Raw genomic sequence first — 18686 nt, forward strand, 5'->3', positions numbered from 1 at the left:
TGGGTGGTCACCTGGTAGCTCGTTCACCTCCACCACCCAAGGAGGCTAGATGAGCCACCCCCGCAGGGGCACCATCCCACTCGCGATGGCCGGTGCCGTCGCGCTCGTGGTCGCCGCGATCAGCCCGGCCGGCGCCGCGCCGGCCGACGCGGTGACCGCCGAGACGTCCGCTCCCTACCTGGTGAGCGGGGTCGGCACGCTCGACCAGCGCAACCAGGTCGCCGGGACCGGCGCCGCGATCGACGGCATCGACCACGGCGTCGCGGACATCACCGCGACCCCGTCCGAGGTCGCGAGGCTGCGGCAGCTGGGCTTCACCGTCACCCGCGCGCTGCGGCCGGCGACGCCGGGCGGGCCCGCGACGATCCTCGACTTCCCGTCGGCGGACTCGATGTACCACAACTACGCGGAGATGACCGCCGAGCTCAACCAGGCCGTCGCCGACCACCCGGCGATCCTGCGCAAGAGCAGCCTCGGCACGTCGTACGAGGGCCGGGACATCCCGGTCATCAAGATCTCCGACAACGTCGCGGTCGACGAGAACGAGCCGGAGGTGCTCTACACGGCGCACCAGCACGCTCGCGAGCACCTCACCGTCGAGATGGCGCTGTACCTGATCAAGCAGCTCACCGACGGCTACGGCACCGACACCCGGATCACGAACGTGGTGAACTCGCGCGAGATCTGGATCGTGCCGGACATGAACCCCGACGGCGGCGAGTACGACATCGCCACCGGCGCCTACCGGTCGTGGCGCAAGAACCGGCAGCCGAACAGCGGCAGCAGCAACGTCGGCACCGACCTGAACCGCAACTGGGGCTACAACTTCGGCTGCTGCGGCGGGTCGTCGAGCTCGACCAGCTCGGAGACCTACCGCGGGCCGTCGGCGTTCTCCGCGCCGGAGACCCAGCGGGTGCGCGACCTCGTGCTGAGCCGGCGCGTCGGCGGGGTGCAGCAGATCAAGACGCACATCGACTTCCACACCTACGGCAAGCTCGTGCTCTGGCCCTTCGGGTACACCACCTCGAACACCGCACCGGGCCTGGACGCCGACCAGGAGCTCACCTTCCGCACCCTCGGCACCCAGATGGCCGCCACCAACGGCTACACCCCGGAGCAGGCCAGCGACCTGTACATCACCGACGGCACCATCGACGACTGGCTGTGGGCCGACCAGGGCGTGTGGTCCTACACGTTCGAGATGTACCCGGGCAACTCCGGCGGCGGCGGCTTCTACCCGCCGGACGAGGTCATCGCCGCGCAGACCGCGCTCAACCGGGAGGCGAGCCTGCAGATCGCCGAGTACGCCGACTGCCCGTACCGGGTGATCGGCAAGGAGGCCCAGTACTGCGGCACCGCGCCCGGCACCACGGTCTGGTCCGACGACTTCGAGACGAACCTCGGCTGGACCACCAACCCGTCGGGCACCGACACCGCGACCACCGGTGCCTGGGAACGCGGCGACCCCGAGGCCACCGACTCCAGCGGCCCGAAGCAGCTCGGCACCACGGTCAGCGGCAGCAACGACCTGGTGACGGCGCGCCTGGCCGGCGCCGACGCCGGGGCCAACGACGTCGACGGCGGCACGACGAGCGTGCGCTCGCCGAGCATCACGCTGCCGTCGAGCGGGACGCTGACGCTGAGCTACTCCTGGTACCTCGGCCACGGCAGCAACGCCTCGTCGGCGGACTTCTTCCGGGTCAGCGTCGTCACGGCGAGCGGCACGACCGTGCTGGCCACGGTGGCCGGCGCCGCCTCCGACCGGGACGCGTCCTGGTCGACCGGCAGCGTCAACCTCAGCGCGTACGCCGGGCAGAGCGTCCGGATCCTGTTCGAGGCGGCGGACGCGTCGACGGCCAGCCTGGTCGAGGCCGGCGTCGACAACGTCGTCATCCGGCAGTCCTGACGAAAGAAATGTGGCCGCCCGTGTCTACGGCACGGGCGGCCCGCCGCGTGTATAGGGACGTGACGTTCGAGGAGTACGCGTTCGCCCGCGCCGGGGCGCTGCTGCGCTTCGCCAGGCTGCTCACCGATGACGAGCACCGCGCCGAGGACCTGGTGCAGGACGTCCTGGCCAAGGCCTACGCCCGCTGGGGCCGCATCGCACGCACCGACCGGCCGGACGTCTACGTGCGCCGGATGCTGGTCAACACCCACCACTCGTGGTGGCGGAGGCGCAGCAGCCGCGAGGTGACCGTCGAGGCCGTCGGCGAGCGGCCCGCGACCGGGGACGAGGCCGCCGAGGTGGCCGAGCGCGACGCGCTGTGGCGCCTGGTCCGGCAGCTGCCCAAGAGGCAGCGCACCGTCATCGTCCTGCGCTACTACGAGGACCTGGACGACGCGCGGATCGCCGAGATCCTGGACTGCTCCACCGGCACCGTGCGCACCCACGCGAAACGGGCCCTCGACACGCTGCGCGCCGCGCCGTCTGCCATCTCCACGGGAGGGTCCCGATGAACCTCGACGATCGGCTCACCACCATGCTGCGGGACCGCGCCGGCGGCGACGCCGACCCGGCGCCGATCGTCGCGCACGCCCGCCGCCGCGGGCAGCGGATCCGGTTGCGGCGCAGGGCCGGTGCCGTGGCCGCCGCGGTCGCCTGTGCCGTTCTCGTCGCGTTGGCGGCGTCGGTACCGACGAAGCCCGTGCCGGACGGGCCCGCCGCGCCGGCCGTGGCGCTCGGCCTGCCGCCGGCCCCCGACGTGCCCGGCGCGCTGGAGCAGCCGGACGCGGTCGGATCCGACCCGGGCACCGTCCACTTCGCCGCCGACGACCTCGCGGCCGGCGCCGAGTACGCGACCTGGAGCACCGGCCCGGGCATCGAGAGCGTCCAGTTCCTGCGCCGCGCCACGGTCACGCTCGCCGCCACCGCCGACAAGCTCGACGCGGCGGGGTCGCAGCTGGAGTCGGCGGGGACGCCGGGGGCGCCGGTCGGCGTGACCGTGGGCGACCGGCCGGGGACGGCGCGGGTGGACGCGGGACCCGCCGGCGGCCAGGCCCTGTGGTCCGTGCGCTGGCAGCCCGTGGGCACCCTGTGGGCCAGGCTCGACCTGTACGCCGGCGGCAGCGACGAGGCGACGGCCGCCGCGGCCCGGATCACCTTCGACACCGCGCACCGCTGCGTGGTGCCCTTCGGCATCGAGCGGTTCCCCGCCGGCGCGGACGTCCTGGGCTGCTCGCTGACGCTCGGGCGGCAGACCGGCTTCGCCGAGGGCGCCCTCACGATCGGCGACCACGACCGCTGGCTCACGGTCCGGGCCGAGCGCACCCCGCCGGGGATGGAGCACACCACCGGCGACCTGGTCGCGGGGCCCTACCGGGTGGCCCGCGCCGGCGACGGCCTGCTGGAGATGCTCGTGCAGCCGTGCCTCGTCGACCTGTTCCTCACCGACCGCGGCAAGGGCTACACCGAGCAGGACGGCCTGCAGCTCCTGGCGGGCTACCTGCCCGTCCAGGACCTGGAGCATCCCGAGCGTTGGTGACTTCGCGGCCTCTGTCCACATTGGAGATAACGGGGCGACGGGGACCGTGGCGCGGGTCTATGGTTCGCCTCGACAGACGTCCATCGTCACGGGGGGTCTCCAATGTCACGAAACCCTGCGTCATCACGAAGTCGGCGGGCCGGGCTCGTCGCGGTCCTCGTCGCGGCCGGCGGTGCGGTGCTCATCCACCCGCCGGCCGCCTCCGCCACCAGCCAGCAGGCGCTCCGGCCGACCAGCTGGACCTACACCGACTCCCGTACGCCCGACAAGGCCTACACCGGCAGCGCCGCCGACGCGCCCGTCGGGGCCTGGCGGGACGCCGCGGGCAAGCACAAGTCCCGGTCCTACTTCAGCTACGACATCAGCGCCTACCGGGGGATGCGGATCAACGCGGCCGGCTTCGTCCTCGCCGAGACGCAGGTCACCGACTGCCGCAAGGAACGCAGCTGGCAGCTGTGGAGCACGGACCCGGTCACGTCCACGACGTCGTGGAACCGGCCGCCGCGCGAGCGGCAGCGGTTCGAGGTGACCGGCGCCGACGCCTGCCCGTCCAGCTACATCGGCGTCGACCTCGGCACCGTCGTGCGCGACGCGCTCGCCGCGGGCCGGCGCACGGTCACGTTCGAGCTGCGGGTCCCCGACCGCCTCGAGGGCAACCTGCACTACGGGCGGCACGTGCGCAACGACCCGGCGCTGATCATCAACGCCAACGGCATCCCAGGCACACCCGCTCAGCTCACCGTCGACGGGCGGTCCTGCGACACGGGTGGCCCGCTGTGGGTCACGACCGACACGCCGCAGCTGACCGCGCTGCTCACCGACGCCGACATCAACGACACCGGCGGCGGTGACGTCGCCTACGGCAGGTTCGCGGTGTGGCCGGTCGACCGGCCACAGGACCGGGTCGAGCTGCCGGAGAACTTCGCCGGGTACACGCCGGCCCGGTCGTGGGGCACCATCCCGGCCGGCATCCTCACCGACGGCGGCACCTACGCGGTCGCCGCCCAGTCCCGCGACGACATGGACGTGTCGCCGTGGAGCGCCGAGTGCCGCTTCACCGTCGACACCAGCCACCCGGCGCCGCCCGTCGTGTCCTCCGCCGACTACCCGCCCGGCAGCCCTCCGCACGGCGGCCCGGGGATCCCCGGCGCCTTCACGTTCACGGCCAACGGGACCGCCGACGTCGCCGGCTACCAGTACGGCGAGTCCTACTTCAGCATGACCAGCGTCGCCGCCACCACCCTGGGCGGGCCGGTCACGATCCAGCTCGCGCCGTCCCGGGCGGGGATCCTGACGCTGTACGTGCAGAGCGTCGACCGCGCGGGCAACCTCTCCGAGATGGTGTCCTACCGGTTCCTGGTCCGGAACACGGCACCGGCGATCGAGGACGCCGACCCCGACGCGTGGCTGGGCGACCCGCACCACCTGACGTTCGCCGCCAACCTGGACGGCACGGTCGCCTACACGTACCAGATCGACGGCGGCACCCAGCAGACGGTGCCGGCGGAGGCGGACGGCAAGGCGCGCGTCACGGTGGTGCCCGGCGCCGAGGGCACCACGGTCTCGGTGTTCAGCACCGCCGCGTCCGGGTTGCGGTCGGGCACGAGCTCGCGGACGCTGTTCGTCGACTCGGAGCCCTTCGTCGAGTCGGCGGACTTCCCGACCGACGGCTCCCCGGGCAGGCCGGTCGGCACCGAGGGCGTCTTCACGCTGAAGCCGCACATGCACGGCGTGGTCGCCTACACGTACCAGTTCAACCAGGGGCAGGTGGACGAGCAGCCGCAGGGGACGGTCGCCGCCGGCGCCGACGGCACCGCGACGGTCCGCTTCACCCCGGGCCGGGCGGGCTACAACACGCTGACGGTCACCTCCAGGACCGCCGACGGCACCGAGTCGGAGACCACCGGCGTCTCGTTCGTCCCGGCGTCGATCGCGCCGGTCGTGACGTCCGCGGACTACCCGCCCGGCGACTGGCAGGGCGGCGGCGGGCCCGGCGTCGAGGGCACGTTCGTGTTCCACCCGACCGCGGCCGGTGTCGTGTCCTACACCTACCAGTTCGGCGCGGAGCCGCAGCAGACGGTCGCCGCCGCGGCGGACGGCACGGCCACGGTGCGGTGGACGCCGCTGGAGTACCCGGCCGTCACCGGCGGCTGGGTGGACCTCCTCGTCCGCAGCACCAGCGACGGTGGGCCGGTCTCCGACTGGGCCTACGTCACCTTCCGGATCAGGCCGCCGTCCTGATCAAGCCGTCCTGACCCGGTCTTCCGGGTGCCGGGCCGTGCGGCACCCGCCGCGCGGCCCGGCGCTTCAGTGGCTGCCGGTCTTCGCGAGGTCGGGCTCGGCGGCGGGCCTCCCCGCGACCGGGGTGGTCGGGCTGCCGGGCGCGATCCGCAGGTGGACCGTCGCGCCGGTGTCGATGCCCAGGGCGAGGAACTCGTTGCGGGTCACGGTCACGATGACGTCCTCGCCGGCGGCGGTGGTCACGTCGATGCGGATCTCGAAGCCGATCCGGGTGATCCGCGCGACCTGCCCGGTCACGTCGTCCGGGGCGGACGGGTCCGCGGGGCCGGCGCTGATCTGCAGGTCGTGCGGGCGCACCAGGCGGCCGCCGAGCTGGGTGACCGGGCCGAGGAAGCGCATGACGAAGTCGTTGGCGGGGCGGTCGTAGAGGTCGTCGGGCGAGCCGATCTGCTCGATCCGCCCGTCGTTGATGACCACGATCTCGTCGGCGACCTCGAGGGCCTCCTCCTGGTCGTGGGTGACGAAGACGGTGGTGACCTCGACCTCGTCGTGCAGGCGGCGCAGCCAGTCGCGCAGCTCCTTGCGGACCTTGGCGTCCAGGGCGCCGAAGGGCTCGTCGAGCAGCAGCACCGTCGGCTTGATGGCGAGGGCCCGGGCCAGGGCCATGCGCTGCCGCTGGCCGCCGGACAGCTGCGCGGGCAGCCGGTCGGCGAACTGCTGCAGGTGCACCAGCTTGAGCAGCTCGTCGACGCGCTCGGCGATCTCGTCCTTCGGGCGCTTGCGGATCTGCAGGCCGAAGGCGACGTTGCGGCGCACCGACATGTGCTTGAACGCGGCGTAGTGCTGGAACACGAAGCCGACGTTGCGCTTCTGCGGCGGGAGGTCCGTCGCGTCGACGCCCTCGATCTCGACCCGGCCGGTGTCGGCGCGTTCGAGGCCCGCGATGATGCGCAGCAGCGTGGACTTGCCGCCGCCGGACGGGCCGAGCAGCGCCGTGAGGCGGCCCGAGGGGATGCTCACCGACACGTTGTCGAGCGCGACGAAGTCCCCGAAGCGCTTGCCGACCCCTGCGATTTCGATGCTCAACGGTCTTCCTTCGGCCGGAGGACGGATACGACGATGATGCTCGCCACCGCGACGAGGGCGAGGAGGAACGCGGTCGCGTAGGCGCCGCCCTTGTCGAAGTTGAGGTACTTCTCCTCGACCACGAGCGGTGCGGTGCGGGTGAGCCCCAGCACGTTGCCGGACACGATCTTCACCGCGCCGAACTCGCCGAGCGAGCGGGCGAGGCTCAGCACGACGCCGTAGATGATGCCCCACTTGATCGACGGCAGGGTGATGCGGCGGAAGGTCTGCCACGCGTTGGCGCCGAGGCTGCGGGCGGCCTGCTCCTGCTCCTCGCCGATCTCCTCGAGGACCGGCACGACCTCGCGGATGACCAGCGGCAGGGCCACGAAGACGGTGGCCATCACCATGCCGGCCTCGGCGAAGATGATCTGCAGGCCCCAGCTCTCCAGGGTCGGGCCGAACCAGCCGTTGCGGCCGCCGTAGACGAGCACCAGCGACAGGCCGACGACGACGGGCGACACCGACAGCGGCACGTCGAGCAGGGCGTTGAGCAGGCGCTTGCCGGGGAAGCGGTAGCGCACGAGCAGGATCGAGATGCCGACGCCGAAGACCGTGTTGATGAGCACCGCGATGATCGCGATCTCGACCGACAGGTGCAGCGCGTGCACGATGTCCGGGTCGGTGAGGATGGCCTGCAGGTCGTCGAAGCCGTTCTTGAAGGTGTTCTGGCCGACGAGGTACACCGGCCAGGCCACCAGGAAGAACAGGTAGACCACGACGACCAGCCGGACCAGGTAGGTGACCGGGCCGCGGCGGCGGGTCCAGGCCTTGCCGCCGCCCTTCCTGACCGGGGGTGCGGCGGTCTTCTCCACAACGGCGGTGTCAGCCACGGCGGACCGTCCTTCGCTGGATCACGTCGAGGATCACGATGACGGCGAACGAGATCACCAGCAGCACGGTGGCGACGGCGGCCGCGTTCTCCAGGTGGTCGTTCTCGATGCTGCTGAAGATGCGCACCGAGGTGACCTCGGTGCGCATCGGGAGGTTGCCTGACAGCAGGACCAGCGAGCCGTACTCGCTGACGCCGCGGGCGAAGGACAGCGCGGCCCCGGCGGTGATCGCCGGGGTGAGGCTGGGCAGGATGACCCGCCAGAAGATCGTGAACCGGCTGGCGCCCAGCGAGGCGGCGGCCTCCTCGACGTCCTGGTCGATCTCGGCGAGGACCGGCTGCACGGTCCGCACGATGAACGGCAGCGTCACGAACAGGAACGCGACGAAGACCGCGACCCTGGTGTTGGCGATGTCGACCCCGATGGGGCTGTTCGGCCCGTACAGCGACAGCAGCACCAGACCGGCGACGATCGTCGGCAGCGCGAACGGGATGTCGACGAGGACCTCCAGGACGCGCTTGCCGAAGAAGCGGTCCCGGACCAGCACCCACGCGATGAGCGTGCCCATGACGACGTTGACCAGCGTGACGCCGATCGAGGTGAAGATGGTGAGCTCGATCGACGCGAGGGTCTGCTCGGCGGTGATCGCGTCCCAGAAGCCGCTCCACCCCTCGGAGCCGGCGACGGCCACGACCGCGGCGAGCGGGATGAGCACCAGGAGGCTGAACCACAGCATCGCGACCCCGAGCCCGAGCCCGGAGACGCGCGTGAGGGGGTGCCCGGACACGGCCGACCGGGCCGGCCGGCGGTTGCCCGCCGACCGGCCCGTGACCGTGGTCTCGGATGTCACTTGGCCTTGCCCGAAGCGGCGATGATCTTGACGATGAGGCCCTCTTTCTCGTCGAAGAACTTCTTGGACAGCTTCGACCAGCTCTCGAAGTCCTTGTCGACGGTGAGCAGCTTCTTCGGCGCCGGGAACGGGTTGGCGGGGTCGATGGCGCCCTCGACGCCCTTGGTGTCGACCCCGGAGATGATCGGCCGGAAGCCCTTGAGTGCGAACTGGCGCTGACCGTTGACGCTCAGCACGAAGTCGAGCCACTCCTTCGCCTTCGGGTCGGCGTTGGTGAGGATCGCGCCCGGGTTCTCGATCAGGATCGTGGTGTCCGGGTAGACCCAGTCCAGCTTCTCGCCGCTCTGCCGGGCCAGGATGGCCTCGTTCTCGTAGGCGAGCAGCACGTCGCCGGTGCCGCCGAGGAACGCGGTGGTGGCGTCGCGGCCGCTGCCGGGCAGCGCGACGACGTTGCCGAAGAGCTTGGTGAGGAACTCGCCGGCCTGGGCGTCGGTGCCGCCGTTGGCGGTGACGTGACCCCATGCCGCCAGGGCGTTCCAGCGGGCCGCGCCCGAGGAGGCCGGGTTCGGGGTGACGATGCCGATACCGGGCTTGACCAGGTCGTCCCAGCCCTTGATGCCCTTCGGGTTGCCGGGGCGCACCGCGAGGACCACGACCGACGAGGACACGATGCCCTTGGTGGGCCCGGCGTTCCAGCTCGGGTCGACCAGCTTGGCGTCGACCAGGCGGGTCACGTCGCTGGACACCGAGAAGTGCACGTAGTCGGCCTTGAGGCCGGCGACGACCGCGCGGCTCTGGTCGCCGGAGGCGCCGTAGGAGGTCTGGAACTTGACGCCCTTACCGGCCGGGGTCTTGTTCCACTCCGCGGCGATGGCCTTGTTCGCGGCCTCGGGCACCGCGAAACCGACGATGTTGAGCGTGGTCGACGCGCCGGCGGCGCCGGCGTCGTCCTTCTTGGTGGTCCCCGCGCACGCCGACAGCAGTAAGCCGGCGGTGAGCATGAGAGCGGCGGCCGCTCTGATCCGGTGCTTCATGGGGAACCTGTCCTCCTGGGGTCGGCTGTGCTCAAGGGGGTGCTGCGGTGGTCGTCGTCAAGTTCCAGCCCGGGGTCGGCGAGCAGGTCGGCGAGGGTGGCCCGGTCGACGATCGCGTTGACCGCGTCGTCGACCGACAGCCAGACCTTGCGCAACCCGCGGCCGACCCCGTCGTACGTCGCCTGCCCGGTCGGCAGGCCACGCACCGTGGTCAGTGCGCCGTTCATGGCGCGGAGGATCTCGCCGACCGTGATGGCTGCCGCCGGTCGGGCGAGGCCGTATCCCCGCTCCGTGCCGCGGTGGCTGTGCACGAGCCCGACGCGGCGTAGTTCAAGAAGCACCGTCTGCAGGGATCCGATGGACATCCGCTCGCTGTGCGCCAGCTCCGATGCCGTGATCCGGCCCGGCTCCGCCGCGGCGATCGCGAGCATCGCCCTGATCGCGTAGTCGGCACGGACAGAGATGTGCACCTCGCTGTGCTCCGATCGGGTCCCCCGGTACTGCCATTGCCTATCTTGTCTAGTTAGTAGGTAGGAATAGAATAGTTGCGGAGCGACGGGTGTCAAGACGTGTGGGTTGCGTTACACCGAGCGTGTGCCGAGTGTGTGCCGGGCGGGGGTCAGGCCTGCTGGGCGCGCTCGGTGACCATCTGCAGGAGCACGGGGTCGATGACCTGCGGGTCCGCGCCCGCCAGCAGCCGCACGAGCGCCGGCCCGGCGTCCCGCGCCACGACGACCGTCAGGCTCGTCGACTCGAGCTGCGCCGGCGCGAGCCGGATGCCGTCGGACTGCGCGCCGTCGGTGGTCAGCACGACGACGCAGCCGGCGCTGACCCCGGCGGTGCCCCAGCCGGCGGCGTCGACGCCGCGGGCGAGGTCCTTGAGCCGCGTGTCGACGGACGTGTTGGGCCGCCCGTCGGCGAACACCCGGCAGGGGTGCCCGTTCGCGGGGTTCAGCTCGTACCGGCCGGGGCGCACACCGTCGAGCACGGCCACGAACGCCACGCTCCGGTCGCACACCACCGCGAACCGGAGCGCGCCGCCGCCCCGCCAGGGCATCGCCCGGGCCGCGGGCAGCGGCCCGAGCACGTCGTCGAGCCAGTCCGGCGGATGGGCGCCGTCCAGCCAGTACCGCTCGCGGAACCGCTCGAACAGCTGCCCGCGCTCCTGGTTCGCGCGGGCGGTCTCCGACTGCGCCATGTCCTGCCGGGCGTACCGCTCGACCTCGTGCACCGCGGCGACCTGGCCGCCGAACGCGACCAGCGTGAACACGACCATCACGAGGTTGATGAACGGGTCCTCGTCGATGCGGGTCAGGTAGGTCACGCCCGGCACCGCGTAGCAGGCGAGCGTCGCCGCGGCGGCCGGGCCGAACAGCCGCCGGGTGCCCAGCCCCCGGCGCAGGGCCGCGGCGACGCCGACCGGCGCCGCGACGATCAGCGCGCCGCCCCACCAGGCCCAGTCGAGCAGCACCAGCCCGCCGAGCCCGCCGGCCAGGGCGAGCACGCCGGCGGCGATGTTGCGGCCCAGGTCCGGGTCGGTGGTCGGCGGCTCGATCAGCCGCGGACGGACGGCCCCGGGCGGGTCGTCCGGCAGGACCCTGGTCGACGCCGGCGCGGGACTGGCGAACGACGACTCCCGGGTGGTCACGAGGTCCGCGGCGCGCAGCAGGTCCTCGCGCAGCCGCCGGGCGGACTCCTGCCGGTCCGCCGGGTCGGGCGACAGGGCCCGGCGCAGCACCGTGGCGGCCGGCTCGGGCACCGCGTCGAGCGCCGACCGGCCCGGCCCGGCCGGCGGGCCGCCGGTCAGCAGCGTGTGCAGGGTGGCGCCGAGGGAGTAGATGTCCGACGCGACGCTCTCGGAGTCCCCGGCGTGCACCTCCGGCGCCGTGTACCCCAGCGTGCCGATCCGCGCCGTCGCCGTGAACCGGCCGTCGTCGCGGTGGATCGCGGAGATGCCGAAGTCGGACAGCACCGCCGCGCCGTCGCCGGTGAGCAGGATGTTGCCCGGTTTGATGTCGCGGTGCAGGATGCGCGCCGCCGCCTCGTGCGTGTGGGTGAGGGCCTCGGCCACCTCCGCGCCGATGCGCAGCGCGTCGCCGACGGGCAGCGTCCCCTCCACCGCCAGCCGGTCGGCGACCGACCCGGCGTAGAGGTCCATGACCACGTATCCGCGGCCGTCGGCGGTGAAGTCGGCCTCCAGCAGCCGCACGACGTGCGGGCGGCCCTGCAGCGCCTGGAGTGCCTGGACCTCGCGGCGGAACCGCCGCCGGTCGGCGTCGTCGAGGTCCCGCCGGTACACCTTGATCGCGACGGCGGAGGAGTCCATGGTCGCCTTGCGCGCCCGGTACACGTGCGCCTGCCCGCCCCGGGCGCTGATCAGCGTCAGGTCGCGGTAGCCGTGGATCTGCGGCGCAGTGGCCATGAGGCCTCCCGGATGGCAGGGCTGCGGCGAGTCTAACCGCCACCGCATCGACCACCGGCGGCTTTGCCGGACGCCCTCACCCGCCCTCACCCGCCCTCACCCGCCCTCACACCGGCGGCCGGCTCCCGGACGCCTATGCTCCAACCCGTCACCGGACGACGGGGGGAGTGCGTGATGGCAGCAGCGGGGTGGCCGGAAGTGGCCGACGAGCTCGTCGGGGCGCTCGCGGGGCTGCGGCCCGAGGCGGCGATCTCCCTCTCCGGCGGCGACGGGTTCGTGCAGTTCATCCGCTTCACCCGCGGCTACCGGCTGGACGTGCCGTCGGTGTACATGCTCACCCGGGACGTGCCGGAGCGGGCGGCGGACCTCGCCGCGCTGGGGTGGCAGCCGGACGAGGACGGGGCGGAGACCCTGTGCTTCCCGGAGGTCCCGGCGCCGGTGGAGCCCGCCACGGCCCGGCGGCTCGCCGACGTGATCGTCCGGACGCTGCGCGACGTGCACGGCTTCGCCGACCCGGCCGAGGTGACGTACACGTCGTTCGACAACAACGGGATGCGGGCGCCGCAGCTGCGCACGGTCGCGGCCGAGGCCGGGCAGGAGGTGCCCGACGACCGGGACCCGGCGACGCTGCTGCCGGCGCCCTCACCGGCGTGGCGGCGGCTGTGCGCGGTCTTCGCCGGCGGGCTCGGCGACTGGTCCCGCGGCACGTTCGACCGGCTCGTCGCCGAGCAGGGCTGGCAGCCGGACGGCGACGAGCTCCTGGCCGCCGGCGGCGAGCGGATCGAGGCGCACGACTGGGACGCCGGGTACTACGGGCACGGCGAGATCAGCTCGCTGAGCGCGCGGCTGCCGGTCGGCGAGGCCGGCGTCGCCGACGACTTCCGCCGGGCGCTCGCCGCCGCCGTCGCGGTGCTCGGCCACCCGCCGATCGTCGGCTCCGAGGGCCGGATGCCCCTCGCGCGCTGGCGCGGCGAGGACACCACGCTCACCCTCGAGGCCCTGTGGGGCCGGCACATCCGGCTGACGGCGGAGCCGACCGGCCCGCGCGAGAACGTCATCTACAACAAGCAGAAGTGGATGATGACGCCGGACGACTGGGCCCCGGACGAGCTGTGGTTCACCGAGCCCGACGTCGAGGCGCCGCAGGCGAAGGCCCTGCACGGCATGATGACCTACTGGCACTCGCCGTCGGAGACCCTCGACGGGACCGTGGACGAGCTGCGGGTCCTGTTCGCGTCGTGGTGCTCCGCGCTGCCGATGCTGCACCCGTACGCCAGCAGCGCCCGCTGGCGGTTGCGCCGCACCAGCGGGACCATGGTCGCCGAGGGCGAGTTCACCCGTGAGCGGGTGACGGCCCGGTTCGGCTGGTCCGACGAGTTCGGCGAGCGGGTGGAGACCGTCCCGGGCGGGGACGTCGCCGCCGACCTCGCCGCCCGGGTGGCCGCCGCCCTCGACCGCGCCGGCGTCACCGCGCCCGGCGATCTGGACGGCGGCGCGTGGTCCGACACCCCCGCCGAGCGCCTCAACGCCCTCCGGCTCACCGTCAGGCGCTGAGGCTTCCTCGACGTCGCGCCGCTACGGGCGGACCGGCAGGATGTGCACGCCCGGCTGGGTGCCGCCGGTCGAGGTGCGGGTCAGCCCCGTCGGCGACGGGTCCAGCAGCGCGCCGTCGGTGCGGGACCCCGGCAGCTCGACGAACGTCCCCGGCTGCCCCGTGCCGTTGGAGTAGCCGACCCCGGCGGGCACGGAGCTGAGGTCACCCTTGTCCCATTGGAGGCGGGTGTACCGCAGCACGATGTCGAACGCGCCGGGTGCGACGTCGCCGCGGTCGACGAGGTACAGCTGGAACGCGTTGAGCTTGTCGTCGTGCCGGTCGTAGTAGCCGACCCCGTTGAAGTCGACGCAGAAGGCGCGCCGGCCGTCGACGGTGCCGCCGCCGTAGCGGACCGGCTGGGAGCCCGCGCCGCGGGTGTCGACGTCGGCGAACCAGGCCGCGACGATCGGGGTGCGGATGGTGTCCATCGGCACCGCGGTGAACGTCGACAGCGGACCGTCGAACGTGACGTTGCCGTTGTTGTTGACCCACAGCGAGCCGAACGTCCGGCCGTGGAAGTTCAGGTCGAACGGCAGGGTCACCTCCGGGCTCGACTGGTCGTCGTTGGGGGCGACCTCCGTGGCGTTGCAGGTGAGGTCCAGCTGCCGGCCGTCGGCCCGCAGCTCGTACCGGCCGGTGAAGCCGCCCTGGTCGGTGACGCGCAGCTCGTACCGGCCGGACTCGCGCAGCCCGGTGAACCCGAGCGTGCCGCAGCCCTCGCCGCGGGTCCGGCCGACCGGGCGGCCGCTCGGCGCGACCAGCGTGACCGCGAACGTGCCGTCGCCCGGGCAGACCCCGAACGTGGACACCGTGACCGAGTCACCGGCCTGGAGGGTGACGGTGAGGACGTCGACCGCGAACGGCGCGTCGAGCGACCCGGTCACCTTCTGCCCCAGGGTGATCTCGGTGGTGGTCTCCACGGTTTGCGCCAGCGCGGCGAGGTCCACCGTGGACCGCAGCCGGTTCGCCACCACGCCGGCGTCGGCGGCGAACGTGTGGTCGCCGGTGATGCCGACGTCCAGCACGCACTGTTCGAGCCCGGCGCCCGGCCGCAGCGCCCGGCAGACGGTCTCGGCGTGCGCCCGGGCCGCGGCCGGCAGCGCCGCCACCGACGCCTGGTCCACCGGGTCCACCGGGGTGACCCGGTCGGCCGGCAGGACGCTGCGCAGCAGGGAGGCCTGCCCGGTCACCCGCCAGCTCGCGGCGAACGACCCGTACAACTGCGCGCGGTCCCGGATGTCGCGCACGAGCGTGCCGTCGCGGGCGGTGAGGTCGTCGCGCGGGTTGCCGTCGGCGTCGCCGAGCACGCCGCGGACCTTCCCGTAGCGGGACTCGGCGAGGGTGACGAACATGTTGTCGCCGGTCCACCGTCCGGCGGCGAGTCTCGTGCCGTCGGGCCAGGTGACGACGGCGCCGCCGGCGGTGGTGAACGTGAGCGCCGCGCCGCCGGGCAGCGTGGTGCGCATGCCGGGGGTGAGCGGGACCGGTTGCCCGTCGAGGGTCGCGACGAGCGGGTCGAAGCGTTCGCCGGTCGCGGTGTCGCCGAACGCGATGACCGAGGTGCCGACGCGGGCGGCGACGGCCCGGTTGAGGCTGATCGCCGTGGTGCCGGGCCGGCGCACGAACCGGCCGTGGACCGCGAAGTCGTCCACTGTGGACTCGGCGAGGACGTAGTCGCCGGCGGCGTGGAAGCCGAACGAGCCGCCGTCGAAGCTCACCAGGTGCGGGTCGCCGTAGGAGCCGCCGGTGCCGCGGCCGCCGCCATCGCCGGTGTCGCCGGTGGTGCCGCCGTCCCCGCCGGGCGGGGGTTCGGTGCCGCCGGGCGGGAGCCCGCCGTCGCCCGGGTCCGGGTCGTCGGGCTCGTCACAGGCGTCGCCGGCCCCGTCCCCGTCGGCGTCGGCCTGGGTGGGGTTGGCGACCGCCGGGCAGTTGTCGAGGGTGAAGGCGGCGCCGTTCCACGGCTGCGCGTCGGGGACGCCGTCGCCGTCCTTGTCGTTCGTCGGGTACAGCGCGGTGATGTCGCGCCGCTTCGGCTGGAGCAGGTCGTCCTTCAGCGGGACGGCGGCCTCGAAGAGGATCGGCCTTGCATAGGTGCCGGTGCCGGACGGCAGCGGCGTCGCCTCGAGGCGGCTGAGCGGGATCGTGGCGTTGGTCTCCAGCCAGGCGCCGGGGTCGCCGTCGCACAGGTCGATCGAGTCGTGCACGGTCATGGTGAGGTCGGCGACGAGCTCGACCTTCGTCCGGACGCCCTTGGCGTCGGCGGCCGGCACGAAGCGCAGGTCGCCGGTGAAGGTGCGGTCGTCGCGGACGTAGCCGGACGGCAGCTGGACCCCGCCGACCGCGCCGGCGATGTTGCCCGGCACGTCGTAGGGCCAGCTGAAGTTGACGTCGACCCCGCGGCCGATCGGCGGGTAGTCCGACACCTGCTTGGTGGTCGGGGTGGCCGGCGCGGCGAGCTGCGGCGGGGTGCCGAGCGCGGCGACGAGCTGGTCGACGACCTTGTCGCGGGCGTCGATGGTCGGGGCGTTCCAGCGGAACTGGCGGATCGTGTCGGCGTCGGTGATCGTCTCGCGGGCCGTGGTCGGCACGCCGCCGAGCAGGTACTTGGTCCACAGGTCGCGCGACGTCGCGCCGATGACCGCGCCGAGGAACGGCAGCAGCGTCGCGCGCAGGTAGGCGACGGCCCGGTCGGCGTCGGCGGAGGTGGCGAAGGGCGTGCAGTACGCGGCCGGCCCGCCCCACTGGTTGAGGACGCCGGGCTCGGGCTCGGTGCGGATCTCCTCGCCGTCGAGCACCGACAGCTGGACGACCCGCTCCCGCCCGACGACCCGCGACGGGATGACCGTGGCGGTCGGGCCGCCCGGGTTCACGCCGACGATCCTGGCGGTCGCCGGCTCCAGGCCGAGGACGGACGGGTCGACGGCGACGGTGATCGGCTTGGCGAAGCGCAGCCCGTCGGGTGACAGGTCGACGATCGGCGCGCCGAACACGTCCTTGGCGCCGCTGTAGCCGAGCGGCGTGATGTGCAGGTCGGTCGGCCGGCTGACGGCGCCGCGGGGGACCACGACCCGCCAGCCGGGGCCGGTGAACACGCCGCCGTCGGGGCTCAGCCGCACCGGCGCCGCGAGCGCCTGCACGGTCAGGTCCGGCGCGGTCCCGGCGGCCTTGTCGACGCGGGCGACGCTCAGGCCGCCGAGCCGGCCGGCCTTCTTCGCGACCAGGGCGATCCCGCCGTCGGGCAGGCCGCGCAGGACGTAGCCGCCGTCGGCGCCGGTGGTGGCGGTCCGGCCGCCGTACGAGACGACCGCGGCGGCGACGGGCAGCTTCGTGACCGGGTCGACGACCCGGCCGGCGACCTGGCCGGCGGCGGTGGCCGCGATCCGCTGCCGCACCTGGGCGCGGGCCGTGCCGGTGCGGCCGCCCGACGGGTCCCAGGCGCGCACGTCGAGGCCGTTGGCGCGCTGCGGATGCAGCAGCACCTCGACGGCGAACTTCCCGTCCGGCCCGGCGAACGTGGTCGCCGGCAGGACCCCGCCGTCGACGCGGACGGCGCCGCGGGCGAAGGTCCGGCCGGCGACGACGACGCTGCCGCGGTCGGTGTCCGCCGGGACGGTGAGCTTGACGGCGTCCTGATGGGGCCCGCCGGGCCCGCCGTCCGGCGTACAGGCGCCCATGAGCGCCAGGACGGCGCAGAGCACCACCGTCCGGGTTCTCCGCTTTCGGTCCATCATCACCTCGCGGTCGTCGGTGGGGCACGCAGCGTGCCCGGGCACCGACAGCCTTCCAACACATCGCAACTGGTCGATGCGGACAGAAGTGGCAAGTCACCCTTCTCCACGGCGGCCACGTGAACTGCCCGTGAACGCCCCGTCAATATCGACGCGTATCTGTCGACTAGCCGACCGTCCGGCCGATGAAACGTTCAGCCCGGGCCGGTATTTCGGTTGGGGCGGGGCGCGGGCGGCGTTACGGTCGGCCCGTGACCGACGTACGGGGGTTCGTGCGGCAGGACCTGGCGGCCGTCCGCGCCGCGTTCGAGCGGAACTTCGCCGACGGCGCCGAGGCGGGGGCGTCCTTCTGCGCCACCGTCGACGGTGAGATCGTCGCCGACCTGTGGGGCGGGCACGCCGACGCGGCCGGGGCCCGGCCCTGGGAGCGGGACACGATCGTCAACGTCTACTCGATCACCAAGACGATGGCGGCACTGACGGCGCTGCTGGTCGCCGACCGGGGCGAGCTGGACTTCCACGCGCCGGTCGCCCGGTACTGGCCGCAGTTCGCGGCCGGCGGCAAGGGTGACGTCACCGTCGCGCAGGTGATGAGCCACTCCGCCGGGCTGTCCGGCTGGCGCGAGCCCCTCGCACCCGCGGACCTGTACGACTGGGAGAAGGTGACCGCCCTGCTGGCGGCGCAGGAGCCGTTCTGGCCGCCCGGCACCGCCTCCGGCTACCACGTGGTCACGCAGGGGTTCCTGATCGGCGAGATCGTCCGGCGGATCACCGGGCGGACGCTGGGCACCGTGTTCCGGCAGGAGCTCGCGGAGCCGCTCGGCGCGGACTTCCACATCGGGCTGCCGGCGTCCGAGGAGCCCCGGGTCGCCGACCTGGTCCCGTCGGACGAGGAGCCGTTCGCCGGCGGCCTGACCGAGCTGCAGGACAACGCGGCGCACAACCCGCGGCTGGACACGGCGGTGGCCGGCTCGCGGGCGTGGCGGGCCGCGGAGATCCCCGCCGGCGGTGGCACCGGCAACGCGCGGTCCGTCGCCCTGGTGCACACGGTCCTCGCCTGCGGCGGCGTCGCCCAGGGCCGCCGCCTCCTGTCCGAGGCGACCTGCCGCAGCGCCCTGGAGGTCCAGGTCGAGGGCACCGACCTCGTGCTCGGCATGCCGGTGCGCTTCGGGCTCGGCTTCGCGGTCGGCGGGCCGTTCATGCCCGGCCCGGACACGCTGTACTGGGGCGGCGCCGGCGGCTCCCTGGCCGTCATCGACCTCGGCGCCCGGGCGACCTACGCCTACGCCATGAACAGGATGGGCGGCCCGGGCGACCTGCGCGGCTTCGCCCCGGTCTCCGCCGCCTGGACCGCCCTCGCGGCATCGACCTGATTCC

General features: G+C 73.4%; 13 protein-coding genes. 6 read left to right on the plus strand and 7 right to left on the minus strand.

All coding sequences use genetic code 11. The annotated features are described in order from the left end of the window. The first annotated feature begins 49 nt into the window (after positions 1 to 49). From ABD332_RS12475 to ABD332_RS12490, 4 genes are all read left to right on the plus strand, one after another. Complete coding sequence (locus ABD332_RS12475; RefSeq protein ID WP_344501983.1) at positions 50 to 1906, plus strand: M14 family metallopeptidase; 1857 nt, start codon at positions 50 to 52, stop codon at positions 1904 to 1906. A gap of 59 nt (positions 1907 to 1965) precedes the next feature. Next, complete coding sequence (locus ABD332_RS12480; RefSeq protein ID WP_344502337.1) at positions 1966 to 2457, plus strand: SigE family RNA polymerase sigma factor; 492 nt, start codon at positions 1966 to 1968, stop codon at positions 2455 to 2457. After that, positions 2454 to 3482 (plus strand): hypothetical protein, encoded by a 1029-nt coding sequence (locus ABD332_RS12485; protein WP_344501984.1) that lies wholly within the window; start codon positions 2454 to 2456, stop codon positions 3480 to 3482. The genes ABD332_RS12480 and ABD332_RS12485 overlap by 4 nt, the downstream gene beginning before the upstream one ends. Before the next feature lie 102 nt (positions 3483 to 3584). Next, a complete protein-coding gene (locus tag ABD332_RS12490; protein WP_344501985.1) occupies positions 3585 to 5723 on the plus strand; it encodes a hypothetical protein in 2139 nt (712 codons plus the stop codon). A 66-nt stretch (positions 5724 to 5789) separates the two neighbouring features. On the opposite strand, the gene ABD332_RS12495 is transcribed toward ABD332_RS12490, so the two are convergent. The 6 genes from ABD332_RS12495 to ABD332_RS12520 all read right to left on the minus strand — a co-directional run bounded on the left by ABD332_RS12495 (position 5790) and on the right by ABD332_RS12520 (position 11987). Next, on the minus strand, positions 5790 to 6809 hold the full coding sequence (locus tag ABD332_RS12495; RefSeq protein WP_344501986.1) for a sulfate/molybdate ABC transporter ATP-binding protein: 1020 nt from the start codon (positions 6807 to 6809) through the stop codon (positions 5790 to 5792). Beyond that, entirely contained in the window at positions 6806 to 7681 is an 876-nt protein-coding gene (locus ABD332_RS12500) for a sulfate ABC transporter permease subunit (RefSeq protein WP_344501987.1), read from the minus strand. The genes ABD332_RS12495 and ABD332_RS12500 overlap by 4 nt, the downstream gene beginning before the upstream one ends. After that, positions 7674 to 8531: a sulfate ABC transporter permease subunit CysT gene (gene cysT, locus ABD332_RS12505; protein ID WP_344501988.1), complete on the minus strand. Its 858-nt coding sequence runs from the start codon at positions 8529 to 8531 to the stop codon at positions 7674 to 7676. The genes ABD332_RS12500 and cysT overlap by 8 nt, the downstream gene beginning before the upstream one ends. After that, on the minus strand, positions 8528 to 9565 hold the full coding sequence (locus ABD332_RS12510; RefSeq protein ID WP_344501989.1) for a sulfate ABC transporter substrate-binding protein: 1038 nt from the start codon (positions 9563 to 9565) through the stop codon (positions 8528 to 8530). Before ABD332_RS12510 ends, cysT begins: the two co-directional genes overlap by 4 nt. After that, positions 9562 to 10035: an RrF2 family transcriptional regulator gene (locus ABD332_RS12515; RefSeq protein ID WP_344501990.1), complete on the minus strand. Its 474-nt coding sequence runs from the start codon at positions 10033 to 10035 to the stop codon at positions 9562 to 9564. The genes ABD332_RS12510 and ABD332_RS12515 overlap by 4 nt, the downstream gene beginning before the upstream one ends. Positions 10036 to 10184: 149 nt before the next feature. Next, the gene (locus tag ABD332_RS12520) at positions 10185 to 11987 is read right to left on the minus strand and encodes a serine/threonine-protein kinase (protein WP_344501991.1); all 1803 of its coding nucleotides are present in this window, start codon (positions 11985 to 11987) and stop codon (positions 10185 to 10187) included. A 174-nt stretch (positions 11988 to 12161) separates the two neighbouring features. Between ABD332_RS12520 and ABD332_RS12525 the strand changes: the two genes are divergently transcribed. Then, the gene (locus tag ABD332_RS12525) at positions 12162 to 13541 is read left to right on the plus strand and encodes a TY-Chap domain-containing protein (RefSeq protein WP_344501992.1); all 1380 of its coding nucleotides are present in this window, start codon (positions 12162 to 12164) and stop codon (positions 13539 to 13541) included. A gap of 21 nt (positions 13542 to 13562) precedes the next feature. Here ABD332_RS12525 and ABD332_RS12530 read toward each other — a convergent pair whose 3' ends face one another. Then, positions 13563 to 17282, minus strand: a complete 3720-nt coding sequence (locus ABD332_RS12530; protein ID WP_344501993.1) for a nidogen-like domain-containing protein — start codon at positions 17280 to 17282, stop codon at positions 13563 to 13565. Between the two features lie 278 nt (positions 17283 to 17560). Between ABD332_RS12530 and ABD332_RS12535 the strand changes: the two genes are divergently transcribed. Then, positions 17561 to 18682 (plus strand): serine hydrolase domain-containing protein, encoded by a 1122-nt coding sequence (locus tag ABD332_RS12535; RefSeq protein ID WP_344501994.1) that lies wholly within the window; start codon positions 17561 to 17563, stop codon positions 18680 to 18682. Positions 18683 to 18686 lie beyond the last annotated feature (4 nt).

Origin of the sequence: Dactylosporangium maewongense (assembly GCF_039531485.1) — a bacterium.
Taxonomy (GTDB): Bacteria; Actinomycetota; Actinomycetes; order Mycobacteriales; family Micromonosporaceae; genus Dactylosporangium; species Dactylosporangium maewongense.

Bases quoted from the DNA above. Each gene is read 5' to 3' on its own strand.
- ABD332_RS12485 (WP_344501984.1), top strand. From the start codon at position 2,454: ATGAACCTCGACGATCGGCTCACCACCATGCTGCGGGACCGCGCCGGC.
- ABD332_RS12525 (WP_344501992.1), top strand. From the start codon at position 12,162: ATGGCAGCAGCGGGGTGGCCGGAAGTGGCCGACGAGCTCGTCGGGGCG.
- ABD332_RS12475 (WP_344501983.1), top strand. From the start codon at position 50: ATGAGCCACCCCCGCAGGGGCACCATCCCACTCGCGATGGCCGGTGCC.
- ABD332_RS12490 (WP_344501985.1), top strand. From the start codon at position 3,585: ATGTCACGAAACCCTGCGTCATCACGAAGTCGGCGGGCCGGGCTCGTC.
- ABD332_RS12510 (WP_344501989.1), bottom strand. From the start codon at position 9,565: ATGAAGCACCGGATCAGAGCGGCCGCCGCTCTCATGCTCACCGCCGGC.
- ABD332_RS12520 (WP_344501991.1), bottom strand. From the start codon at position 11,987: ATGGCCACTGCGCCGCAGATCCACGGCTACCGCGACCTGACGCTGATC.